Raw genomic sequence first — 18,989 nt, 5'->3', positions numbered from 1 at the left:
GTGGACGGCGGGTGACCCGGCTTCACCCGGGCTCTCCCGGCCCGGGCCCGAGCCGGGCACCGCGTCGCGTGCTCAGCCCTCGCGCGCGTCGATCGCCGCGAAGTCGGGTTCGCGCCGCTCGGCGAAGGCGGTCAGCGCCTCGATGTTGGCGGGCTTGCCGAGCAGCCGCCCGAACGCCGCGTCCTCGCGTCGGCGGGCATCGACGATCCGGTCGCCGAGCCCCGCGAGCACCACCCGCTTGCACTCGATCAGCGAGGAAATCGACTTGGCGGCCAGGATCCGCGCGTGCCGCATTGTCACGTCGAGCAGCTCGTCGGCCGGGCAGACCTTGAACACCAGGCCCATCTCCAGACACTCCGCGGCGCTCAGCCACTCGCTGCTCAGCAGTGCCCACATTGCGTTCTGCCGACCGAGCAGCTCCGGGAAGGTCACACTGCTCGCCGCCTCGGGAGCCACCGCGAGCGAGGTGAACGGGCACTTCAACCGCGCGGTGTCGGCCATGAACGCGAGGTCGGCGAAGCCCAGGACGGTCGCCCCGATGCCCAGCCCGAGGCCGTTGACGGCGATCAGCAACGGCTTGGGGAACGCCTGGAGCCGATCGACCATGCCGCCGAATCCGTGCTTGCCCCTGACCTTGGTGCCGCTGTTGTGCTGCGCCATCTCGATCAGGTCGGTGCCCGCCGAGAAGGCCCGCCCGGCACCGGTCAGCACCACCACGGCGACGGTGGGATCGGCCGCCGCGTCGATCAGCGCCTCGGCGGTCGCGTCGTACAGCGCCTCGTTGAACGCGTTGAGCGCTTCGGGGCGGTCGAGGGTGATGGTCCTGACGCGGTCGGCGTCCTCGATCCGGATCACGGCTGCTCCTGATGGGGTGTGCGGAGGCGGGGCGGGAATGCGGTGGGTCGATGGACAGGAAACCTTACTTAGTTGACCGAGTCAAGGGTCGGGGCGATCGGGTGGTCGAGGGATGCCGATGGCCCGGTTGTCCCGTGCTTCACGTGCGTAACGGCCCGGTGACGTGGGAAAGTCCTCGACGGTACGTCAGGAATACGGAATGCCGCGCATATCGGGTCTTGATCCATAGGCCGTTAAGGAGCCGTCGTGGAGTTCGACGTCGTCGTGGAGATTCCCGCGGGCAGTCGGAACAAGTACGAGATGGACCGCCGCACGGGACGCATCAGGCTCGACCGCATGTTGTTCACGTCCACCGCCTATCCCGCCGACTACGGATTCGTGCATCGCACGCTGGGCGGCGACGGCGGCCCGCTCGATGTGCTCGTGTTGCTGGACGAGCCGACCTTTCCCGGTTGCCTGATCCGCTGTCGCGCGATCGGCATGTTCGTGATGACCGACGAGAAGGGCCCGGACGAGAAGGTGCTGTGCGTGCCCGCTCGGGACCCGCGCAGACACCCGATACAGGACATCGGCGACGTTCCACCGTTCCAGCTCAACGAGATCGCCCACTTCTTCGAGGTCTACAAGGACCTGGAACGCGGCAAATCGGTGGAGGGCTCGCACTGGGAGGGGCGGGACGCGGCCGAGAAGGAGATCGTGGCGGCCTACCAGCGCCGCGAACTGGACAGCGGGGATTGGCCGTTCGAGGGTCGGTGAGCATCCGGGCGGATGGTTTCGGGTGGGTTCACCCGGGAGGGTCGTCGGGTGGGTTCACTCGGGAGGGTCGCCCGCCGCGCGGGTGACCCTCCCGCCCAACGCGCGCAGGTGCTCGCGCAACTCGGGCGGGTCGTGCACCTCGAACTCACAGCCGAGCATGGAGAGTCGGAACGCGAGCCAGTCGAGCGTGTCGACGTAGCCGGTCAATCGGCACCTGTCGGCGTCGAGCGGACGCAGGCGTGGGGTGCCGTCCTCGGTGGTGCCGGTCAGGGTGTCGCCGAGTCGCACGGTGACCTGATCGACCGGCGCGTACAGCGTGACGTCGGCTCGGTGGACCGGCTCCGAGGTGTGCAGGGTGCGTGCCACGTAGGCGGCGGCGTCCGGATCGGGCAGGGCGCGCTCCGGACACCGGGCACCGGTGGGACGCGGCTCACGCACCCGGTCCACCCGGAACGTGCGCCAGTCGGCGCGGTCGGCGTCGTAACCGACGAGGTACCAGCGGCGCCCGGCCGGCACCAGCGCGTTCGGCTCGATCAGCCGCGCGCTCTCCCGGCCGTCGGCCGCGCGGTAGCGAAAGCGCACCTTCTCGTGCCGCGCGATGGTGCCCGCGAGCACGGCGAGCGTCTCGGGGTCCACCGTCGGCCCCGGCATCGCCAGCGGCACGGTGGCGCCGGACACCGCCCGCACCCGCCCGCGCAGCCGGGACGGCAACACCTGTTCGAGCTTGGCCAGCGCCCGAACGCACGCCTCCTCGATCCCGGCCACCGCGCTCCCGGCCGCCGTGCGCAGGCCGACCGCGATCGCCACCGCCTCCTCGTCGTCGAGCAGCAGCGGCGGCATCGCGGTGCCCGCGACCAGCCGATAGCCGCCGTCCGTGCCCCGGGTGGCCTCGACGGGATAGCCCAGCTCGCGCAGGCGCTCGATATCGCGCCGGATGGTGCGCGGACTCACCCCGAGGCGGGTGGACAGTTCGCTCCCGGGCCACTCGCGCGGCGTCTGGAGCAGGGACAGCAGCCCGAGCAGGCGGGCCGGGGTGGCGGCGGTCATGGTTCGAGAATGCCGGCCCTTCAGGACAGGATCCGACCTATATGCCGAATAGCGTCGAAGACAGCAGGACGGCGCGCACCACACGGCGCCGCCCGGCTCCCCGCCCCGGGGTCCCCCGCACCCGCTCGTCTTTCGGAGGCATCGCGATGACCGTCAAGACCGTTCCCGACGGCTACACCACCGTCACCCCGTGGATCCTGTCGCACGACACGGCCGCGTTGATCGACTACCTGAGTGTCGCGTTCGGTGCCGAGGAAGTGCCGGGCTCCCGGTTCGTCGGCGCGGACGGCCGGATCGGCCACGTTGAGATCAAGATCGGCGACGCGATCGTGATGATGTTCGACATCGATCCCGCGACTCCCGCGCCGCCCTCGTTCCTGCGACTCTACGTCGAGGACGCCGACGAGGTGCACCGTCGCGCGGTGGCGGCCGGCGGCACGTCGGTCACGGACGTGACGCACCTGTTCTTCGGCGACCGGGTCGGGCGGGTCCGCGACCCGTTCGGCAACCTGTGGTGGATTCAGGCCCGGATCGAGGACGTCACCCCCGAGGAGATCGAACGGCGGCTCGTGGACCCGGAGTTCGTCGCCGCGATGGCCTACGTCCAGGGCGCGGAATTCTTCCCCGAGGCGAAGCCGAGCGCGTAGTCACCGCGTAGTCGCCGAGTGATCCCGTCCGCCGCCGCCGCCCGCCCGCATCGGTCTTTCGTAGGCTGCCCGGTATGACACAGACCGGGTTCGATCTGGTGATCTTCGATTGTGACGGCGTGCTCGTGGACAGCGAACGCATCGCGGTTCGGGTGGACGCCCGGGTGCTGGGCGCGCTGGGCTGCGCGTTCACCGAGGAGGAGATCGTCGAGCACTTCGTGGGGTGCTCGCGCGAGCGGCACACGGAACTGGTCGAGGAGCGCCTCGGCCGGCGCCTCGACCCGAACTGGCACCAGGAGTTCCGGCACCTGTACCGGGCCGCCTTCGACGCCGAACTGACCGCCGTGGACGGCATCTTCACGGCACTGGAGCAGATACCGGAACCACGTTGCGTGGCCTCGAACGGCCCGCGCGGCGGCGTCGAGCGGAACCTGAAGCTGGTCGGGCTGCACGGCCACTTCGAGGGGCGGGTGTTCAGCGCGGACGACGTCGCCGAGGGCAAGCCCGCGCCCGACCTGTTCCTGCACGCGGCCCGGGAGATGGGTGCGGATCCGGCCCGGTGCGTGGTGATCGAGGACAGCGCCTACGGCGTACGGGCGGCCCGCGCGGCCGGGATGCGGGCATTCGGCTATGTCGGCGGGTTGACCCGGGCGGATCGACTGGCGGACTCGGGCGCGGTGCTCTTCGACGACATGCGCGCGCTCCCGGACATGTTGCGGGCGGTCGGGGACTGAGCACGGCGCACGCGGCGCCGAGCCGCCGCGACCCGGCCCGATGTCGGGCAGCCGGTCGCGGCGGCGATCGCCGTGGGCAATACGGCCGGCCCCTGTCCGCCGGAGGGGCCCAGGTCCTGTCCGGCGGATCCTGGTGGGTCCGCCGGACCCTGGCACCGGGCCTCGCCGCGCCGGAGAAGCAGCCGAATGGAACCCCTATGCGGCTGCTTCTCCGGCACGCCGATGCACGGCATCCGCCCTTCGGGCTCCTCGCTGCGCTCACGACGCGGCCCGATCCACCAAGATCCGCCGGGCAGGGCCTAGAGCCGATGCACGACCCGTCCCGCGACCACCGTCGCGGTCACCGGCAACTCCGGCAGATCGTCCGGGGCACAGGTGAGCGGGTCGCCGCCGAACATGGTCAGCTCGGCGTGGCAGCCCACCGCGATCCGACCGGCCACCGCTTCCTCGCCCGCCGCGTAGGCCGCCTCGGTCGTGTAGCCGGCCAGGGCCTGCCGGGCCGAGATGCCGACCGAGGCTCCGTACGCCGCGCGGTCGGGCTCGCCCGTCGGACGGCGCAATTGCGCGCCGCCCAGCGTGCGCCTGGGGTCGAACGCGGCGACCGGCCAGTCCGAGCCGAGCGCGACATGGCCACCGGCGGCCAGGATGTCGGCGTAGCGCCAAGCCCGTTCGGCCCGTTCCGGGCCCACCCGGCGCGACCAGTTGTCCGATCCGTCCGGCAGTGACCAGTCCATGTGCGTCGGCTGCATCGAGGCGACCACGTCGAGCGCGGCGAAGCGCGGCACGTCGGCGTCGCTCAGCACCTCGGCGTGCTCGATCCGGTGTCGGGTGCCGAACGGCGCGCCGTGCTCGGCGTACACGTCCAGCGCCCGGGACACCGCGCGGTCGCCGATCGCGTGCGTCCAGGCGGGCAGCCCGGCGCGGGCGGCGATCTCGACCGCGTCGGCGTACCGGTCGAAGTCCTTCCACTGCGATCTGTGCGACTGGCCGCAGCAGTCCGGCTCGTGCAGCCACGCGCCGCCGCCGTCGATCGCGCCGTCGGCGAAGAACTTGACCGCGGCGAGGCGCACCAGGCCGTCCAGGGAGCGCAGTTCGCCGATCCGGTCGGTGAGGTTGTCCACATCGCCGGGTGGGCACCACGGCGCCAATCGCACGCGCATGGTCAGCCGTTGTTCGTCGTTCAGCCCGGCCAGGGTGTCGGCGGTGCGTGGCCCGTCGTCCAGGACATGCACGCCGGTGACCCCGTGTCGGTTCTGCTCGGCGAACAACTTCTGTACCCGCGTCAGGAGTTCGGTGCGCGGCATGGGCGGTACCGCCTGGTAGCCCAGGAAGCACGCGGTCATCTCGTGCAACTCGCCGGTGGGGCCGCGCTCGTCGCAGACGATCTCGCTGCGGTCGGCGAACTCGCGGGGGCCGGTCAGTCCGGCGATCCGCAGCGCGGCCGTGCTCAGCAGCGCGGTGTGGCTGTCCGACATCCACACGAACGCCGGTCGACCGCCCACGGCGTCGTCGATCAGGTCGCGGTGGATGGCGCGGCCGGCGAACGCCGCGTACTCGCCGCCGAAACCGATCACCCAGTCGTCCGGTCCGCACAGCGCGGCCTGTTCGGTGAGTCGGCGCCGGGTCTCCTCCAGGGTGAGCGCGCCGACCAGGTTCGCGCCGCGGGTGGTGTCCGCACCCAGCACCGGGTGTTGATGACAGTCCGTCAGCCCGGGGGTGACGGTGTTCCCGGGCGCGTGGATCACGTCGGTGCGCGGTCCGATCAGCGCGCGCGCGTCGGCGCCCAGGGCGACGATCCGCCCGTCCCGCGCGGCGAGCGCGTCGGTGGTGGGTGCGGTGGGATCCATGGTCAGCACGCGTGCGTCCAGGATCACCAGGTCCGCGGCGGTCATACGGTGCTCCTCTGCGGAATCGGGGTCGGTTCGTCGGCGCCGCGGTCGGCGAAGCTCTCGCTCACCCGCACCTTGTCCTGCGGGCGGGCGACCAGCAGGTACACCACTCCGGTGCCGACCACGACGACGATGCCGAGCACGGCGGCCCAGACCTGGTAGGCCGGTGCGCCGGGCGGGGCGAGGATCTCGCGCGGCCACGCGATGTTGACGAACTCGAAGGCCAGCCAGGCGACCGCGAGCACGTTCAGCGGGGTGCCCCAGCGGCCGAACCGGACCAGGCCGCCGGGCGTCCAGGACCCGCGCAGCCGGGCGATCAGCGCGGCCAACGCGATCAACAGGAACTGGAGGTACATCGCTGCGCTGCCGAAGGTGATCAGGCTGCCGATCGCGGCGCTGTTCAGCGCCAGCAGCAGCGCCAGGCAACTGATCGCGGCGGTGATCACCAGCGCGCCGATGGGCGCCTGCCGCTTGCTCACCACGCGCAGCGCCCGGGATCCGGGCAACACACCGTCCCGGGAGACCGAGTAGACCGAGCGTGCGGCGGCGGCCTGGGAAGCGAGCGCGCACGCGATGAACGCGATGATCACCACGACCACGAACGGCTTGGCCGACCAGGAGCCGAACGAGTTCACCACGGCGGTGGTGACCGGGTCCAGGTCCTCTCCCGCGACCACCTTCGCGGGGTCGGGGTGGGCCAGTTCGGCGGCGACGGCGTTCAGCACGACCAGGCCGCCGACGCTGATCAGGGTCCACCAGATCGCCTTCGGCACGTGCCGGGCGGCGTCCTTGGTCTCCTCGGAGGAGGACACGCACGCGTCGAAGCCGAAGAACGCCCAGCCGCCGACCGCGAGCGCGGCGAGCATCGCGGAGAAGGTCGAGCCGCCCGAGAGCGCCTCGGCGCCCATCGTGTCGGTGAGGATGCCGAAGCCGTTCTCCCGGAAGAGCAGCAGCAGGGCCAGACCCACCCCGAGCGAGGCGAGCGCCTCCGCCGCGATGCCGGCCGCGAGCACCCAGCGCAGCACATCGATGCCGAAGGCGTTGATCGCGGTACAACACAGCAGGAAGATCGCGGCCACCACGACGATTCGGCCCGGCGTGGGATGGGCGTCGAAGAGCGCGAAGAACCACGGCGCGCCCAGATAGACGATCGTGGTGTTGGCGAACACGACCGCGCACATGCCCACCCAGCCCGCGAGCCACGCGTACGTGGGACCGACCAGGCGACGGGCCCACTGGTAGGCGCCGCCCGCGATCGGATACTGCGAGGCCAGCTCGGAGTACACACACATCAGCAGCGCCTGGCCGAGCAGGCAGATCGGCAGCACCCACACCCATGCGGGGCCCGCGATGGTGGTGCCCACCTGCGCGACGGCGTACAGGCCCACGACGGGGGAGACGGTGGCGAAGCCGATGGCGAGGTTGCCCAGCACGCCGAGACTGCGCTTGAGCTCCTGTTCGTAGCCCAATGCGCCGAGTTGTTCGGCGTCGTGGTCGACCACCGGGGTCGATGTGGGCGACACCGACACGGCGGGCGTCGGTGGGCGAGAAGTGCCGTGGTTCATCGGGACCTCGCAACGGGGACGTTAAAACTTACTTAGTTAGTTTGAGGACCCTAACCTTCGACCGGGTGTAGGGGAAGAGGTGACTTCGAGCTAGGTTGGCAACGCAGAGTGACCGACGGCGGTGCTCGCGAACGGCACGAGGTGAACGCACGATGGGTCGACCCAGCCGCCCCAAACTCGATCGCGAACTGATCGCCAGGGCCGCGGTCGACTTGGTGGACGAGAAGGGAATGGGCGCGCTGACCATGCGGGCCCTGGCCACCCGGCTGGACGTCCAGGGGCCCTCGCTGTACAACCACGTGGCGTCCAAGGAGGAGCTCCTCGACGCGATCACCGTGGTGATAACCCGGGAGATCGACCGCGCGCCGCTGGAGGATCCCGACTGGAGGGTCGGCATCACCGCGTTCGCCCGAGGCTACCGGGCGGCCTACCTGCGCCATCCCGAGGCGCTGCCGGTGATCGCCCGCCGGCCGGTGTCCACCGAGCAGGCGCTGGCCGCGTACGACGCCACCGCCCGCACCCTGGTCCGGATCGGTCTGGGCCCGGCCGAGGCGGCCGAGGTGTCCGCGGCGCTGGACTACCTCGTGGTCGGGTCGGTGATCGAGACCTACGTCGAGGGCTTCGTCCGGCCGGTCGAGGACTACCGGGCCGAGTATCCCTCGCTCGCCGATTCGCTGGCCGCGAGCGATCCGAAGACGCTCGACGAGCGCGGATTCGAGACCGGGCTGCGGCTGCTCCTGGACGGTCTGGCGGCGCGCCTGGCCCGCTGAGCGAGCCGCGCCGAGGGCTGCGGGCCCGGCGTGGGAACGGGTCGCCCGACACCCGCCGGGGCGTTGACAGTCGGTATTGAATGGCGTTCAATGCGATTTGAACGCCATTCAATACGGAGGAACGCATGCGGAGGACGCCCACCGAGCGGGACCGGTTGCCGATCTTCACGGCCGCCGGGCCGGCTCGGGCGCGGCGGGCCCGGGAGCTGCGGCCTAACGTGCCCGAGGCCGCCGCGCCGATCGCGGAGACCGTGTGCGAGGCGGCCCGGGATGGTGCCCGGTCGGCCGCCGCGATCGAGGCCGGGCACTCGGTCCTCGGCGTGACCGGCGTGTTGCCGGACCGGGCGGCGACCCGATGCCGACCCGGCGCCGCCGAGCGGCCGTGCGCGGCACGCGCGGTATCGGCCCGGCGACGATGATCCGTTGTTCCCGCGGCCCCGCCGCGGATCCGTTCGTGGATCCATGGTGGGACCCGATTTCCCGAAGGATTTCCCGATGACCAACACCCCGGCCGCAGACGGCTTCTCGATGCCCGCCGAATGGGTGCCGCACGAGCGCACCTGGATGGCCTGGCCCAGCCGTAACGAGACCTTCGGCGAGGAGGACCTGCACACGGCGCGGACCGCGTGGGGCCGGGTGGCCGAGACGATCTCCCGCTACGAGCCGGTGACGCTGATCACCGATCTGGGCGAGTCGGACACCGTCGCGCGGTACGTGCATCGGCCGTTGACCGTGCTGGAGCGGCCGCTGGACGACGCGTGGATGCGCGACATCGGCCCCACCTTCCTGACCGGGCCGCAGGGCGAACTTGCCGCCGCCGACTGGGTGTTCAACGGTTGGGGGGCGCAGGAGTGGGCCTCGTGGGAGCATGACCGGGACATCGCCGAGCACGTGATCGAGGCGTCCGGCGCCCGGCGCTACGCGTCGCGGATGGTCAACGAGGGGGGCGGCATCCATGTCGACGGCGAGGGCACGGTGTTGATCACCGAGACCGTGCAACTCGACGAGGGCCGCAACCCCGGGTGGACCAAGGAGCAGGTCGAGGACGAACTGAAGGCGTTCCTCGGCGTGCGCAAGGTGATCTGGCTGCCGCGCGGTCTGACCCGCGACTACGGGCTGTACGGCACCCGGGGGCACATCGACATCGTCGCGTCGTTCGCCCGCCCGGGCCTGGTCCTCGCGCATGTGCAGCCCGACCCGGCGCACCCGGACCACGAGGTCGGCAAGGAGAACGTGGCGCTGCTGCGCGCCTCCACCGACGCGCACGGCCGTCCGCTCGAAGTGGTCGAGATCCCGGCGCCGACCGTGCTCGAAGCGCACGACGACTGGGTCGACTTCAGCTACATCAACCACTACGTCGCCAACGGCGCGGTGGTCCTGTGCGCCTTCGACGACCCGCGCGACGAGGAGAACGCCGCGACCTTCGGCAAGCTCTTCCCCGGCCGCACCATCGAACCGGTCGACGCCCGCGACATCTTCGCCAATGGCGGCGGCATCCACTGCATCACGCAGCAGCAGCCGAAGGTGTGAGCGAAGGCGGCGGGGCGACGTCGTCGCCCCGCCGCCTTCGCCCCCGGGTGGTGGTGTCGTAAAGCCTGTGCGTGGTCAGCGGTGCTCGGTCGACGCGGTGCCGTGGGATCCGGGGCCGGGCGGCTCGGCGCCGGTGAGCGGCTCGGCCGACCCCGCCGGCCCGGCGGCGTTCGACGCGGGAGCCGGTGCCGTGCCCCGCTCGCCCGCGCCGAACGCGGCGAGGGCGAGCAGCAGGACGGCGAGGGCGGCGGCGGTCGCGGTCGGCACGTACCAACCGGCGTCGGACGTCGGTTCGACGAGCGCGGCCAGTACCGCGATCGTGCCCGCGAACACCAGGGAGCCGGCGAACGCGGGTATCCCGCGGCGTCCGGCCGTGGCCGCGACCGCGCCGGCTATCAGGACGAGCAGCAGCACCAGACCGGCCAGGCCGACCAGCGATGGGCCGAAGTCGTCACCCGTGCAGCCGCGTCGCCCGAAGTCGTCGCACGAACCCTGCGCGGCGGCGCGGATCGCGTACGTCCCGATCAGCCACCCGGCCGATCCGGCGCCGGCGAACGGGAGGAGCCAACCGCGAACGGTGGTCGAGACGGGATGGGACGCCGATGCGTCGGTGCTCATGCTCGGAGGCTAGGCGCCGCTCCGGTCGTCTTGATGAACGGCCGGAAAGCGCCGCGTGAAGCCTGCGTGGCCCACCGCCCGGTCGCGGCCCTCGGCCCCGCGCCAAGCCCGCCGTCCGCGGGCCCCGCTGCACGGCGCCCGCGCCCGCTCAGTCCTTGAGGGCGGCCCCGTGGGCGGCGGCGAAGGATGCCACGCGGGTGGCGAACTCGACGTCGAGGGCGGTGATCCGGTCGCCCGCGTCGTGGGTGGTCAAGGCGAAGGACAGGGTGCCGTACAGAATGGTGATCCGGGCGTGGTGGTTCGCCTGGTCCTCGGAGGCGGCGACGGTCGCGTAGAAGGCGGGCACGTCCGCGCGGGCGCACGTGTAGGTCGCGGTCAACTCGCCGTCCACGACCCGCCAGCCCGGGAGATCGGCGAGGGCCTTGGTCAGTTCGGCGTCGGTGAGCGGCTGGGGTGCCACGGTTGGGTCCTCTCGTCGGGGTGGGCGCTGCCTTCCGCCAGTATGGCGGCGCCGGTTCGCCGGACGCGGTATTGAACGACGTTCTAACATGGCGGCAGGCGAGGTCCGCCATCGAACGAACCAGGGGTGCTGAGCATGGCGGGGACACGGCGCAAGCGGCTGGAACAGCCCAGGGAGGTGGTGCTCCAGGCCGCGATGGACGCGATCGCCGAGCACGGCCTGGCCGCACTGACCATGGCGGGCCTGGGCAAGCGGATCGGAATCAGCGGCGGCCACGTCGCGTACTACTTCGGGTCCAAGGAACAACTGCTCGTGGAGACGCTGCGCTGGAGCGAGCTGGGCTTCGCGGAGCGCCGGCGGGCGCTGCTGACGGCGCCCGACCTCTCCGTCGCCGAACGGCTCGCCGGCTACATCGACCTCTACCTGCCCGACGAGCGCGCCGACTCGCGCTGGACGTTGTGGCTGGAGGTGTGGACGCGCTCGCTCGGCGACCCGGAGGTGCTGGCCGCGAGCACGGAGATCGAGGGGCCGTGGATGGCGGACCTGCGCGCGATGATCGGGCCGCACCCGGACCCGGACGGGTACGTGCTGCGCCTGCACGCGCTGCTGGACGGGCTGGCCACCCGGATCGTGATCGGCGCGCCCGGCCCCTCGCGGGCCGAGATAGTGCGTCAGGCGACCGAGTTCGCGGTCCGTGAGGCGTTTCCGGAATCGGGTGTAGACCACACGAACAGGTGATCGGCGGGCGAATCGCTCCCATTTCGCCGCGTTCGGCCGCATCGTGGGGGGATGACGTGGTGGCGCAACCCGAGGCAGCGGCTCGGGGTGATCTGTGCGGTCGTCGCGGTGCTGGTGATCGTCGGGCTGGTTCATCGGGACCGTGCGGAGCGCACCGGTTCGACGCCGGCCGAGGGCGCGCGTGTCGCGGCCACGGCGGCGGCGCCCGCCGAGTCGGCGCCGGCCCGGTCGACGACTCTGCCGGCGAAGCCGTCGTCGGTGCCCAAACATGTGCTGCCCGACCTGGTCGGCGCCGACTTCCAACAGGCGTGGGACGGCGCCCGGCGGGCCGGCTACCGGTTCGTCGCCTCGCACGACGCGGGCGGTCGCGGGCGCCGGCAGTTCGTCTTCAGCAACTGGAAGGTGTGCGACCAAAGTCCCGGGCCGGGGCCGCTGGCCACCGGACTCCGGGTCGACCTGGACGTGGTCCGACACGACGAGAAGTGCCCGGCCGCTACCGCGCCGACCGCCGAACCCGAGGTGGTCGACGGCCGGATGCCCGACCTGAACGGCCGCAGCCTCACCGTCGTGCGCCGGGCCCTGCGCGGTGACACGCACGTCAAGGCGCGGGACCTGGGCGGGAGTCGGCTGGTGCTGATCGAGACGCACTGGCTGGTGTGCACCCAGCGGCCGGCCCAGGGAGCACCCGTCTCGGACTCGGTGGACGTGGGCGTGGTCAAGTACGGCGAGCACTGCCCGTGATCCCGCGCGGGTGGGCGGCGGCCCGTCCGTCCGCGTTCGTGGACCACCGAGCCTCGATCAGTGCCCGAGCGCCTCGCGGGCCGGGTTCACCAGCTTGTTCACCGTGCGCCCGTCGGCGAAGCGCCCGAGCGCCGTCATCGACCACGCCGGGCCCTCGCGAACCAGCTTGCACATCAGTACGGCCGTGCGCGGCTCGGTGGCGGACAGCTCGAAGCGGACCAACTCGGCGTTGGTGGTGTCGTCGACCAGGCGACAGAAGGCGTGGGAGACCTCGGTGAACTTCTGCCCCAGGAACGAGTTCACGGTGAACACGAGCCCGGTGACCCGGGCCGGGAGCGCGTCGAGCCAAACCACGATCGACTCGTCGTCGCCCTCGCCCTCGCCGGTCAGGTTGTCGCCGGAGTGCGCGATCGCGCCGTCGAGGCCGGACAGCTTCATGAACCACACGGTCACGACCTTCTTGCCCTGCGCGTCGAACGCGATGCAGGACGCGTCGAGGTCGATGCTGCTTCCGGCCTTCGCCGGATCCCAGCCCAGGCCCATCCGGATCCGGGTCAACGGCGGCGCATCGGTCTTGACCAGCGAGACTGTCTGATCCTTGCGCAGGCTGACCCGGCCCTTGTCGAGGTTGATCGGGCCGCCCGTTCGGGTTCCGCCGACCGGGAGCGGGGCGGTGCTCGCCGCGGTCGGAGCAGGCGTCGGGGCCGGGGCTGGGGGCGGGGGCGGCGGCAGAGGCGGGGCGGGTGCCGGAGCCGGGGTGGGCTGCACGGTCACCGGGCGGCGGGGGATCGGCGGCGGGATCGGGGCGGGCCTGGGCGGCTCGTGCGGCAACAGCGGGGCGGTCGGCGTCGCCGTCGTCGGAGGGGCCTCGGACGTCGGGGCCGGGGGACGCGTCGTGGCCTGGGTCGGAGGCGGCGTGTCCGCCGGCGACGGGGCCTGCGGTTGGGGCCGCGGGTGCGGCCGGGTCGGTGCGCCGACCGGTCCGGGCGCAGGGGTCGGCTCGTCGTCGACGGCGACACCGAAGTCGGTGGCGATGCCGGCGAGTCCGTTGGCGTAGCCCTGGCCGACCGCGCGCACCTTCCACGCGCCGCCGCGCCGGTACAACTCCAGCAGCACCAGCGCGGTCTCCCGGCCCAACCCGTTCGGCGTGAAGGTGACCAGCGCCTCGCCGGCTGTGTCGCGCACGGTCACGGCGGGCGGCACCGTCCCGCCGAAGGTGGCCGGAGCGCCGGGACCGCCGTCCAGGCTCAGCGCCACCACGATGGTCTGCACGTCCGCGGGCACCGCCGCGGTGTCCACCTGCACCGCCGCGGGTCGCCCCGGCTCACCCGACCGGAGCCGGACGCCGGGCCCGGTCGGCTGGTTGTAGAAGACGAAGTCGGCGTCCGAGCGCACCTTTCCGGACCCGGCGAGCAGAAGTGCCGAGACGTCCACGGACGCCTGGGAGGAGACCTCCACCAGCACGGCGGCCACCGCCAACGGGCAGTTGCCACCCTTCGCGAGGGTCACCGACATGCGCACTCCTCCGGTTCGCGGATCCGACCCGGGCCGGACGCCTCCGAGGTTACCGAGCGCGCGGGCCCGCCGCAGCGAGCCCGCGCGACTGGTCGACCCACCGACCCGCGCCCGCGATCGGCCCGGTCAGCGGCGGATCAGGCCCGGCGTCCGCGATGTGGGCTCGCTCCCGCATCCGCGCGCACTCGAGGAGCAACGCGCGCTCGCGCTTTACCCGTTCGGCCCGGCCCCGCTTCGTCGGCCCGCCGGCGCGGTCGCGGCTCACCCGGTCGAGGTCAGCCGGGCCAGCACCAGGCCGCCCACGATCAGCGCGAGCGCCGCGATGCGTCCGGCGCTGAGCGCGTCGTGCTGAACGGTGATGCCCAGCGTGATCGCGCCGACGGTGCCGATCCCGGTGAACGCCGCGTACGCCGTACCCACCGGCAGGTCGCGCATCGCGACCGACAGCAGGTAGACGGCCGTCGCGCCGAGCACGAAGCAGATCACCGTCGGCACCGGCTTGGTGAATCCCTCGGTGGGCTTGATGCTCTGCGACCACACGACCTCGACGAGGCCGGCTCCGAGCAGGATCAACCAGGCCATCAGTACCCCTCCACGAGTGAGCGTCCGAGCTCGGTGGCGCGGGTGAGCGCGTCCGCGTGCGAGGACAGGTGCAGGTCCCGGCGTTCGGCGAGCGCCGGGTCCACGAGCGAGTTGGTCAGTTCGGTACCGAGCACGATCGCGTCCGAGATCGCGTAGTGCCCGGTGAAGAAGTCGACGAGGTAGCGCGTCTGGTGGTCGAACGGCGCCCGGGGGGTGCCCGGCAGGTACGAGCCGCCGCGGGCCGAGGCGACCACGAATCGACGCGGCGCGAGCGACATCTTGGGGAAGGTGACCTGATCGATCCAGCTCTTGAGCTGGGCGGGAACGCCGAAGTTGTACATCGGCGCGCCGATCAGCACGACGTCCGCCGCGACCAGTTCGGCCAGCAGCGGCTCGACCACGTCCCACGCCTTGCGCTGCTCGGGGGTGCGGACCGCTCGCGGGTAGTCGGCGATCTCGGTGATGCCCTCGCGCAACATCGTGTCGCAGATCTCGGTCCAGGCCTGGTCGATCGGCGGCACCGGGCGCGCGGTCAGGTCGCGGTGGGTGTACTCGGCGTCCGGCCGGGCGCTCCGCCACGCGTCGGCGAATGCCGCGCCCAGGGTCCGGGAGAAGGAGTCGGCACGGGCGCTGGAGTCGAGGTGGAGAAGGTGCGGCATGGTTGCTCCCGAGGGTTAAGTGGACGGGTCGTCCGCTTCAGTGAGGGGACCGTAACAGCTAAGTGGACATGCTGTCCACTTGCTATTAGGGTGGGGATCATGACGAAACGCACCGACTTGCTCACGGGCCTCCCGGTCGCCGCGGACGGTGCGGCTCGGCCCCGGGAGCGTGCGGACGCCGCCCGGAACCGGGCCCGGGTCCTGGCCGCGGCCGAGGAACTGTTCGCGGCCGGCGATCCGGCCGAGGTCACCATGGAGGACATCGCCAAGGCGGCGGGCATCGGCCGCGGCACGCTGTATCGCCGCTATCCCGACCGGGCCTCGATCGCGCGCGCCCTGCTGGACGAGCACGAACACGCGCTGCAACACCGAATCCTGCGCGGCGCACCGCCGTTGGGCCCGGACGAGAACGATCCGGCCGAGCGCCTGGCGGCCTTCTACGCGGCGATGGTGGACCTACTGGAGCGGCACGTGCACCTGCTCCTGGGCGCGGAGACGGGCAGCGCGCGCTACCGGACCGGCGCGTACGGCTTCTGGTACACGCACGTGCGGATCCTGGCGGCGGAGCGCGCGGACCCCGAGGCGCTCGCCGACATGCTGCTCGCGCCGCTGGCACCGGAGGTGTACCGGCGACAGCGCGAACTGGGCATCTCGGTGGAGCGGATCAAGCGCGGGCTGGCGGAACTGGCCAGGGGGGTCTTGGCGGGGGACCGGGACCGATCACGAGCGGAGCCGGACGTCGACCCCGGATCGTCCGAGCACGATCGGGCACCGTCTCGGCCGGTCTGATCGCATATCCCCACTCGATCATCGCCGATCGCGACATACTCGAGTATCCGGTCGGCTCGGGAGGCGGGACGAGTGGTGGATCCGGTACAGGGACGCCTGTTGGCGACGGCGATCACGAGCACACTGCGGCGACTGACCTCGGCGCCCCCGGGCGCGCGACTGGTCGAAGCACCGGTTCGGATGGGTGGGCGAGTCGCGCGCCGCCGGGTACGCCGCGAGGTCGGCGCCGGCGACGTGGAACGACTGACGCGCACCCTGACCCGGCGACTGACCGATGTGGAAAAGGACTTCGCCAGACTGGAACCGGCGGACGGCGAACTGATCGTCGCGGCGGTGGTGGCCACGCTCGGCGACGCGGTCACCATGGACGACGTCCAGGCCGCGGGCCTGGACTCGAGCGTGCTGCGGTCGCGGTTGGCCGCCCGCGCGCGGGGGTCGGCGCAGTCCGGGACGCCGCTGTACGACGCGCTTCTGGGCGAGTGTTGTACGCACATCGTGGACTTCTTCACCAAGCAGCCCGAGTTCCTGGCCCGTACCGTGCTGGAACAGGCGGTCGGTCAGGCGGAGTTGCTGCGCCGGGTACCGGCGGAGGAGGACGTCGACGACACGTTCGACCGGCGCTACCGCGCGGGTCTGCGGGTCAGGCTGGATCAGGCCCGGCTGTTCGGGGTCACCGAACTCGACCCCCAGGACAGTACGTACGAGCTGACCACGGCCTACGTGAGCCTGGTCGTGCAGACCCGTCGCGAGCCCCGGCGGCGTTGGGACGACGACGGCGCGCAGGCGGACACCGCGCGCAGCCTGTTGGAGGACGCCCTCGCGCGCAGCGATCGCATGGTGATCGAGGGCCCGGCGGGATCCGGCAAGAGCACGCTGCTGCGCCGGCTCGCCGTGCACGTGGCCTCGGGGGATCTGCCCGCCCGACTGGCCTCCTGGACCGGCCGGGTGCCGTTCCTGCTGAAGCTGCGCGCCATGGTCGCGGACGATCGACTGGTGTTGCCCGCGCCGGCCGACTTCGTCGACGCCTCCGGGTCCACGCTCGGCGGCGAGCAGCCCACGGGCTGGGCGGCGCGCCGGATGCGCGACGGGCGGGCGGTGGTCTTCGTCGACGGCGTGGACGAACTGCCCGAGGGGCACCGGGCGGACGCGCTGGACTGGCTGGAACAGTTGTGCGTGGACTACCCCGACGCGGCCTACGTGGTGACCTCGCGACCGAGGGTGTTGTCCGAGCGGCGGCATCGGCGACTGCGCCGGGCGGGCTTTGTCGCGGGGGAGCTCCAAGCCATGTCGAGCGCGCAGGTCGCGCTGTTCGTGGACCGCTGGCATCGGGCCCAACTCGGTGAACCCGACGAACTGGCCGAGTGTGCCGAGCGGCTCAAGCACACCCTGGACAGCCGCCGGGACCTGGCCCGGCTCGGGACCAACCCCCTGCTGTGCGCGCTGATGTGCGCGCTGCATCGGTACGCGGACCAGGCCCTCCCGGAGGGCCGCACCGAGTTGTACCGCTCGGCCATGGCGATGCTGCTGGGTGGTCGCGAACGGGCCCGGCGGATCGGCACGAGTCGGGTCCGGCTCCAGCCGACCCAGGCGGAGAAGGTGCTGGCCGCCCTGGCGATGTGGATGACGCTCAACGGCCGCCGATCGATCACCCAACGGGTCGCGACGGCGTGCGTGGCCGACGTACTGGCCAGGTTTCGGCAGACCGTCGAACCGCCGTACACGGCCGAGGAGGTCCTGGCGAGTCTGGTCGCCCGGAGCGGGCTGCTCCAGGAACCCGAGCTCGGTGTCTTCGAGTTCGGCCACGCGAGCTTCCAGGACTACCTGGCGGCACTGGAGATCGTCCGGGCCGAACACCTGGACCACCTGATCAACCACGCGCACGATCCGCTCTACCACGACGTGTTGATCATGGCGGTCGGCCGAACCCAGGACGACCCGTCCCGGCAGCGGGAGTTGCTGGACGGCCTGATCGCGCGGGCGGAGGCGGACCCGGTGCACCGCGATCGGTTGTGGCTGCTGGGCGCGGCGTGTGTGTCGACGGCGGCGATGGTGGATCCCGAGCGGGCGGAGCGGTTCCGGGTCGAGACGTCCCGGCTGTTGCCCCCGCGAGACTGGGAGGGCGCGGAGAATCTGGCGGGTGTGGGGGAGTTCGTCCTGGACCTGCTCGCGGACCTGGTGCGGGGCCGGCGGGTCACGGACGAGGAGGCGCGCCACATCGTTCGTACGGTGACCAAGATCGCCGGGGACGCCACGATCCCCCTGCTGAGCTGCTTTCGTGATCGGGAGCCACCCGGGATCCGGCTGGCTCTGCTCGGGGCGTGGAGTGGGCTGACCGACCGGCAGGGCTACTACGAATCGGTGCTGAAGCACGTGGACTTCGGGGATTGCTGCGTTCGGGTTCCCGACCTGCGGGGCCTGGAGGCGATGGCGGGCAGGACCGATGTCAGAACCATCCTGCTGCCCGCCGAGACGACGGAGATTCCGTCCCGAGCCCTCGCCGCCTTGCCGCGGCTCGATTTCCTGGGCATCAACGGCACGCGCGTCACGGACCTGCGACCGTTGGCGGAACTGCCAGGGGTGCACCGGTTGTGGCTCGGCGTGGAGCACCTGTCCCAGCCGAGCGCGTGGGATCTGTGTCCGTGGCTCACGCATCTCGACTTCACCGACGAGCAACTGGAGGATCTTCGGTCCCTGCCCGGCCTTCCGCGGCTGCGCGGTCTCAACCTGGGCGGCACGCGGATCACCGACCTGTCCGCGCTGGTGAGGCACCCCGATCTCGACTGCCTCGACATCATGGGCGCTCCGGTCACCGAACTGGGCCCGCTGAGCGGGTTGCCCGCTCTGAGGCAGGTGTTCGCCGACGGATCCGGTGTGTCGGATCTGACCCCGCTGGCCGGCCTGCCACACCTCGCCTACGTGGGCGTCTCCAGGGCCCCCGTGACCGACCTGACCCCCCTGATCGACCTTCCGGCCCTGACCTGGCTGCGCATCGACGAATCCCAGCGTCGGCATCTCGGCACCCTCGCCGGGCATGTCGACAGCGGCCGGATCAAGCTACTCGTCGGTAGATCGGCCGACTGACCCGCTCGGCTTC

Annotated in this window: 18 protein-coding genes and 1 pseudogene; 10 read left to right on the top strand and 9 right to left on the bottom strand. The window is 71.8% G+C overall.

The window, feature by feature from the left end:
• Nucleotides 1–72: 72 nt before the first annotated feature.
• Nucleotides 73–855 (bottom strand): enoyl-CoA hydratase/isomerase family protein, encoded by a 783-nt coding sequence (locus tag ACIBSV_RS31940; protein WP_395869193.1) that lies wholly within the window; start codon nt 853–855, stop codon nt 73–75.
• A gap of 246 nt (nt 856–1,101) precedes the next feature.
• Between ACIBSV_RS31940 and ACIBSV_RS31935 the strand changes: the two genes are divergently transcribed.
• Nucleotides 1,102–1,611 carry an inorganic diphosphatase gene (locus ACIBSV_RS31935; protein WP_395869191.1) on the top strand — a complete coding sequence of 170 codons (510 nt, stop codon included), beginning with the start codon at nt 1,102–1,104 and terminating at the stop codon, nt 1,609–1,611.
• A 54-nt stretch (nt 1,612–1,665) separates the two neighbouring features.
• On the opposite strand, the gene ACIBSV_RS31930 is transcribed toward ACIBSV_RS31935, so the two are convergent.
• The gene (locus ACIBSV_RS31930; RefSeq protein ID WP_395869189.1) at nt 1,666–2,658 is read right to left on the bottom strand and encodes a helix-turn-helix transcriptional regulator; all 993 of its coding nucleotides are present in this window, start codon (nt 2,656–2,658) and stop codon (nt 1,666–1,668) included.
• 146 nt (nt 2,659–2,804) lie between these two features.
• Between ACIBSV_RS31930 and ACIBSV_RS31925 the strand changes: the two genes are divergently transcribed.
• Complete coding sequence (locus ACIBSV_RS31925; RefSeq protein WP_395869187.1) at nt 2,805–3,305, top strand: VOC family protein; 501 nt, start codon at nt 2,805–2,807, stop codon at nt 3,303–3,305.
• A 74-nt stretch (nt 3,306–3,379) separates the two neighbouring features.
• Nucleotides 3,380–4,039, top strand: coding sequence for an HAD family hydrolase (locus tag ACIBSV_RS31920; RefSeq protein WP_395869185.1), 660 nt, complete (start codon nt 3,380–3,382; stop codon nt 4,037–4,039).
• Nucleotides 4,040–4,338: 299 nt separating this feature from the next.
• On the opposite strand, the gene ACIBSV_RS31915 is transcribed toward ACIBSV_RS31920, so the two are convergent.
• Together ACIBSV_RS31915 and ACIBSV_RS31910 are read right to left on the bottom strand one after the other, a co-directional pair.
• Nucleotides 4,339–5,931, bottom strand: coding sequence for an amidohydrolase (locus ACIBSV_RS31915; RefSeq protein WP_395869183.1), 1,593 nt, complete (start codon nt 5,929–5,931; stop codon nt 4,339–4,341).
• Nucleotides 5,928–7,430, bottom strand: a complete 1,503-nt coding sequence (locus tag ACIBSV_RS31910) for an APC family permease (RefSeq protein WP_395869181.1) — start codon at nt 7,428–7,430, stop codon at nt 5,928–5,930. Before ACIBSV_RS31910 ends, ACIBSV_RS31915 begins: the two co-directional genes overlap by 4 nt.
• A 215-nt stretch (nt 7,431–7,645) precedes the next feature.
• On the opposite strand from ACIBSV_RS31910, the gene ACIBSV_RS31905 reads away from it, so the two are divergent.
• From ACIBSV_RS31905 to ACIBSV_RS31895, 3 genes and pseudogenes are all read left to right on the top strand, one after another.
• Nucleotides 7,646–8,263, top strand: coding sequence for a TetR/AcrR family transcriptional regulator C-terminal domain-containing protein (locus ACIBSV_RS31905; RefSeq protein WP_395869179.1), 618 nt, complete (start codon nt 7,646–7,648; stop codon nt 8,261–8,263).
• 125 nt (nt 8,264–8,388) lie between these two features.
• Nucleotides 8,389–8,601, top strand: a pseudogene (locus ACIBSV_RS31900) (urease subunit gamma); the annotation flags it as partial.
• Between the two features lie 157 nt (nt 8,602–8,758).
• Nucleotides 8,759–9,793 (top strand): agmatine/peptidylarginine deiminase, encoded by a 1,035-nt coding sequence (locus ACIBSV_RS31895; RefSeq protein WP_395869177.1) that lies wholly within the window; start codon nt 8,759–8,761, stop codon nt 9,791–9,793.
• A gap of 75 nt (nt 9,794–9,868) precedes the next feature.
• Here ACIBSV_RS31895 and ACIBSV_RS31890 read toward each other — a convergent pair whose 3' ends face one another.
• Together ACIBSV_RS31890 and ACIBSV_RS31885 are read right to left on the bottom strand one after the other, a co-directional pair.
• Nucleotides 9,869–10,411 (bottom strand): hypothetical protein, encoded by a 543-nt coding sequence (locus tag ACIBSV_RS31890; RefSeq protein WP_395869176.1) that lies wholly within the window; start codon nt 10,409–10,411, stop codon nt 9,869–9,871.
• A gap of 148 nt (nt 10,412–10,559) precedes the next feature.
• Nucleotides 10,560–10,871 carry a 4a-hydroxytetrahydrobiopterin dehydratase gene (locus ACIBSV_RS31885; protein ID WP_395869174.1) on the bottom strand — a complete coding sequence of 104 codons (312 nt, stop codon included), beginning with the start codon at nt 10,869–10,871 and terminating at the stop codon, nt 10,560–10,562.
• 135 nt (nt 10,872–11,006) lie between these two features.
• Here ACIBSV_RS31885 and ACIBSV_RS31880 point away from each other — a divergent pair, with 135 nt between their 5' ends.
• Both ACIBSV_RS31880 and ACIBSV_RS31875 read left to right on the top strand, forming a co-directional pair.
• Nucleotides 11,007–11,609 carry a TetR/AcrR family transcriptional regulator gene (locus ACIBSV_RS31880; RefSeq protein WP_395869172.1) on the top strand — a complete coding sequence of 201 codons (603 nt, stop codon included), beginning with the start codon at nt 11,007–11,009 and terminating at the stop codon, nt 11,607–11,609.
• Between the two features lie 51 nt (nt 11,610–11,660).
• Nucleotides 11,661–12,350: a hypothetical protein gene (locus tag ACIBSV_RS31875; RefSeq protein ID WP_395869170.1), complete on the top strand. Its 690-nt coding sequence runs from the start codon at nt 11,661–11,663 to the stop codon at nt 12,348–12,350.
• Between the two features lie 57 nt (nt 12,351–12,407).
• On the opposite strand, the gene ACIBSV_RS31870 is transcribed toward ACIBSV_RS31875, so the two are convergent.
• The 3 genes from ACIBSV_RS31870 to ACIBSV_RS31860 all read right to left on the bottom strand — a co-directional run bounded on the left by ACIBSV_RS31870 (nt 12,408) and on the right by ACIBSV_RS31860 (nt 15,106).
• Nucleotides 12,408–13,865 (bottom strand): TerD family protein, encoded by a 1,458-nt coding sequence (locus tag ACIBSV_RS31870; RefSeq protein WP_395869169.1) that lies wholly within the window; start codon nt 13,863–13,865, stop codon nt 12,408–12,410.
• 261 nt (nt 13,866–14,126) lie between these two features.
• The gene (locus ACIBSV_RS31865) at nt 14,127–14,447 is read right to left on the bottom strand and encodes a DMT family transporter (RefSeq protein WP_395869167.1); all 321 of its coding nucleotides are present in this window, start codon (nt 14,445–14,447) and stop codon (nt 14,127–14,129) included.
• The gene (locus ACIBSV_RS31860; protein ID WP_395869165.1) at nt 14,447–15,106 is read right to left on the bottom strand and encodes an FMN-dependent NADH-azoreductase; all 660 of its coding nucleotides are present in this window, start codon (nt 15,104–15,106) and stop codon (nt 14,447–14,449) included. The genes ACIBSV_RS31865 and ACIBSV_RS31860 overlap by 1 nt, the downstream gene beginning before the upstream one ends.
• Before the next feature lie 99 nt (nt 15,107–15,205).
• Between ACIBSV_RS31860 and ACIBSV_RS31855 the strand changes: the two genes are divergently transcribed.
• Both ACIBSV_RS31855 and ACIBSV_RS31850 read left to right on the top strand, forming a co-directional pair.
• Nucleotides 15,206–15,895: a TetR/AcrR family transcriptional regulator gene (locus tag ACIBSV_RS31855; protein ID WP_395869163.1), complete on the top strand. Its 690-nt coding sequence runs from the start codon at nt 15,206–15,208 to the stop codon at nt 15,893–15,895.
• Between the two features lie 75 nt (nt 15,896–15,970).
• Nucleotides 15,971–18,976, top strand: a complete 3,006-nt coding sequence (locus tag ACIBSV_RS31850) for an NACHT domain-containing protein (protein WP_395869161.1) — start codon at nt 15,971–15,973, stop codon at nt 18,974–18,976.
• Nucleotides 18,977–18,989 lie beyond the last annotated feature (13 nt).

Source organism: Embleya sp. NPDC050154, from assembly GCF_044460165.1.
In the GTDB taxonomy this organism is placed as follows: Bacteria; Actinomycetota; Actinomycetes; order Streptomycetales; family Streptomycetaceae; genus Embleya.
The sequence above is the reverse complement of the archived record's forward strand: the minus strand, read 5'-3'. Positions and strand labels throughout refer to the sequence as shown.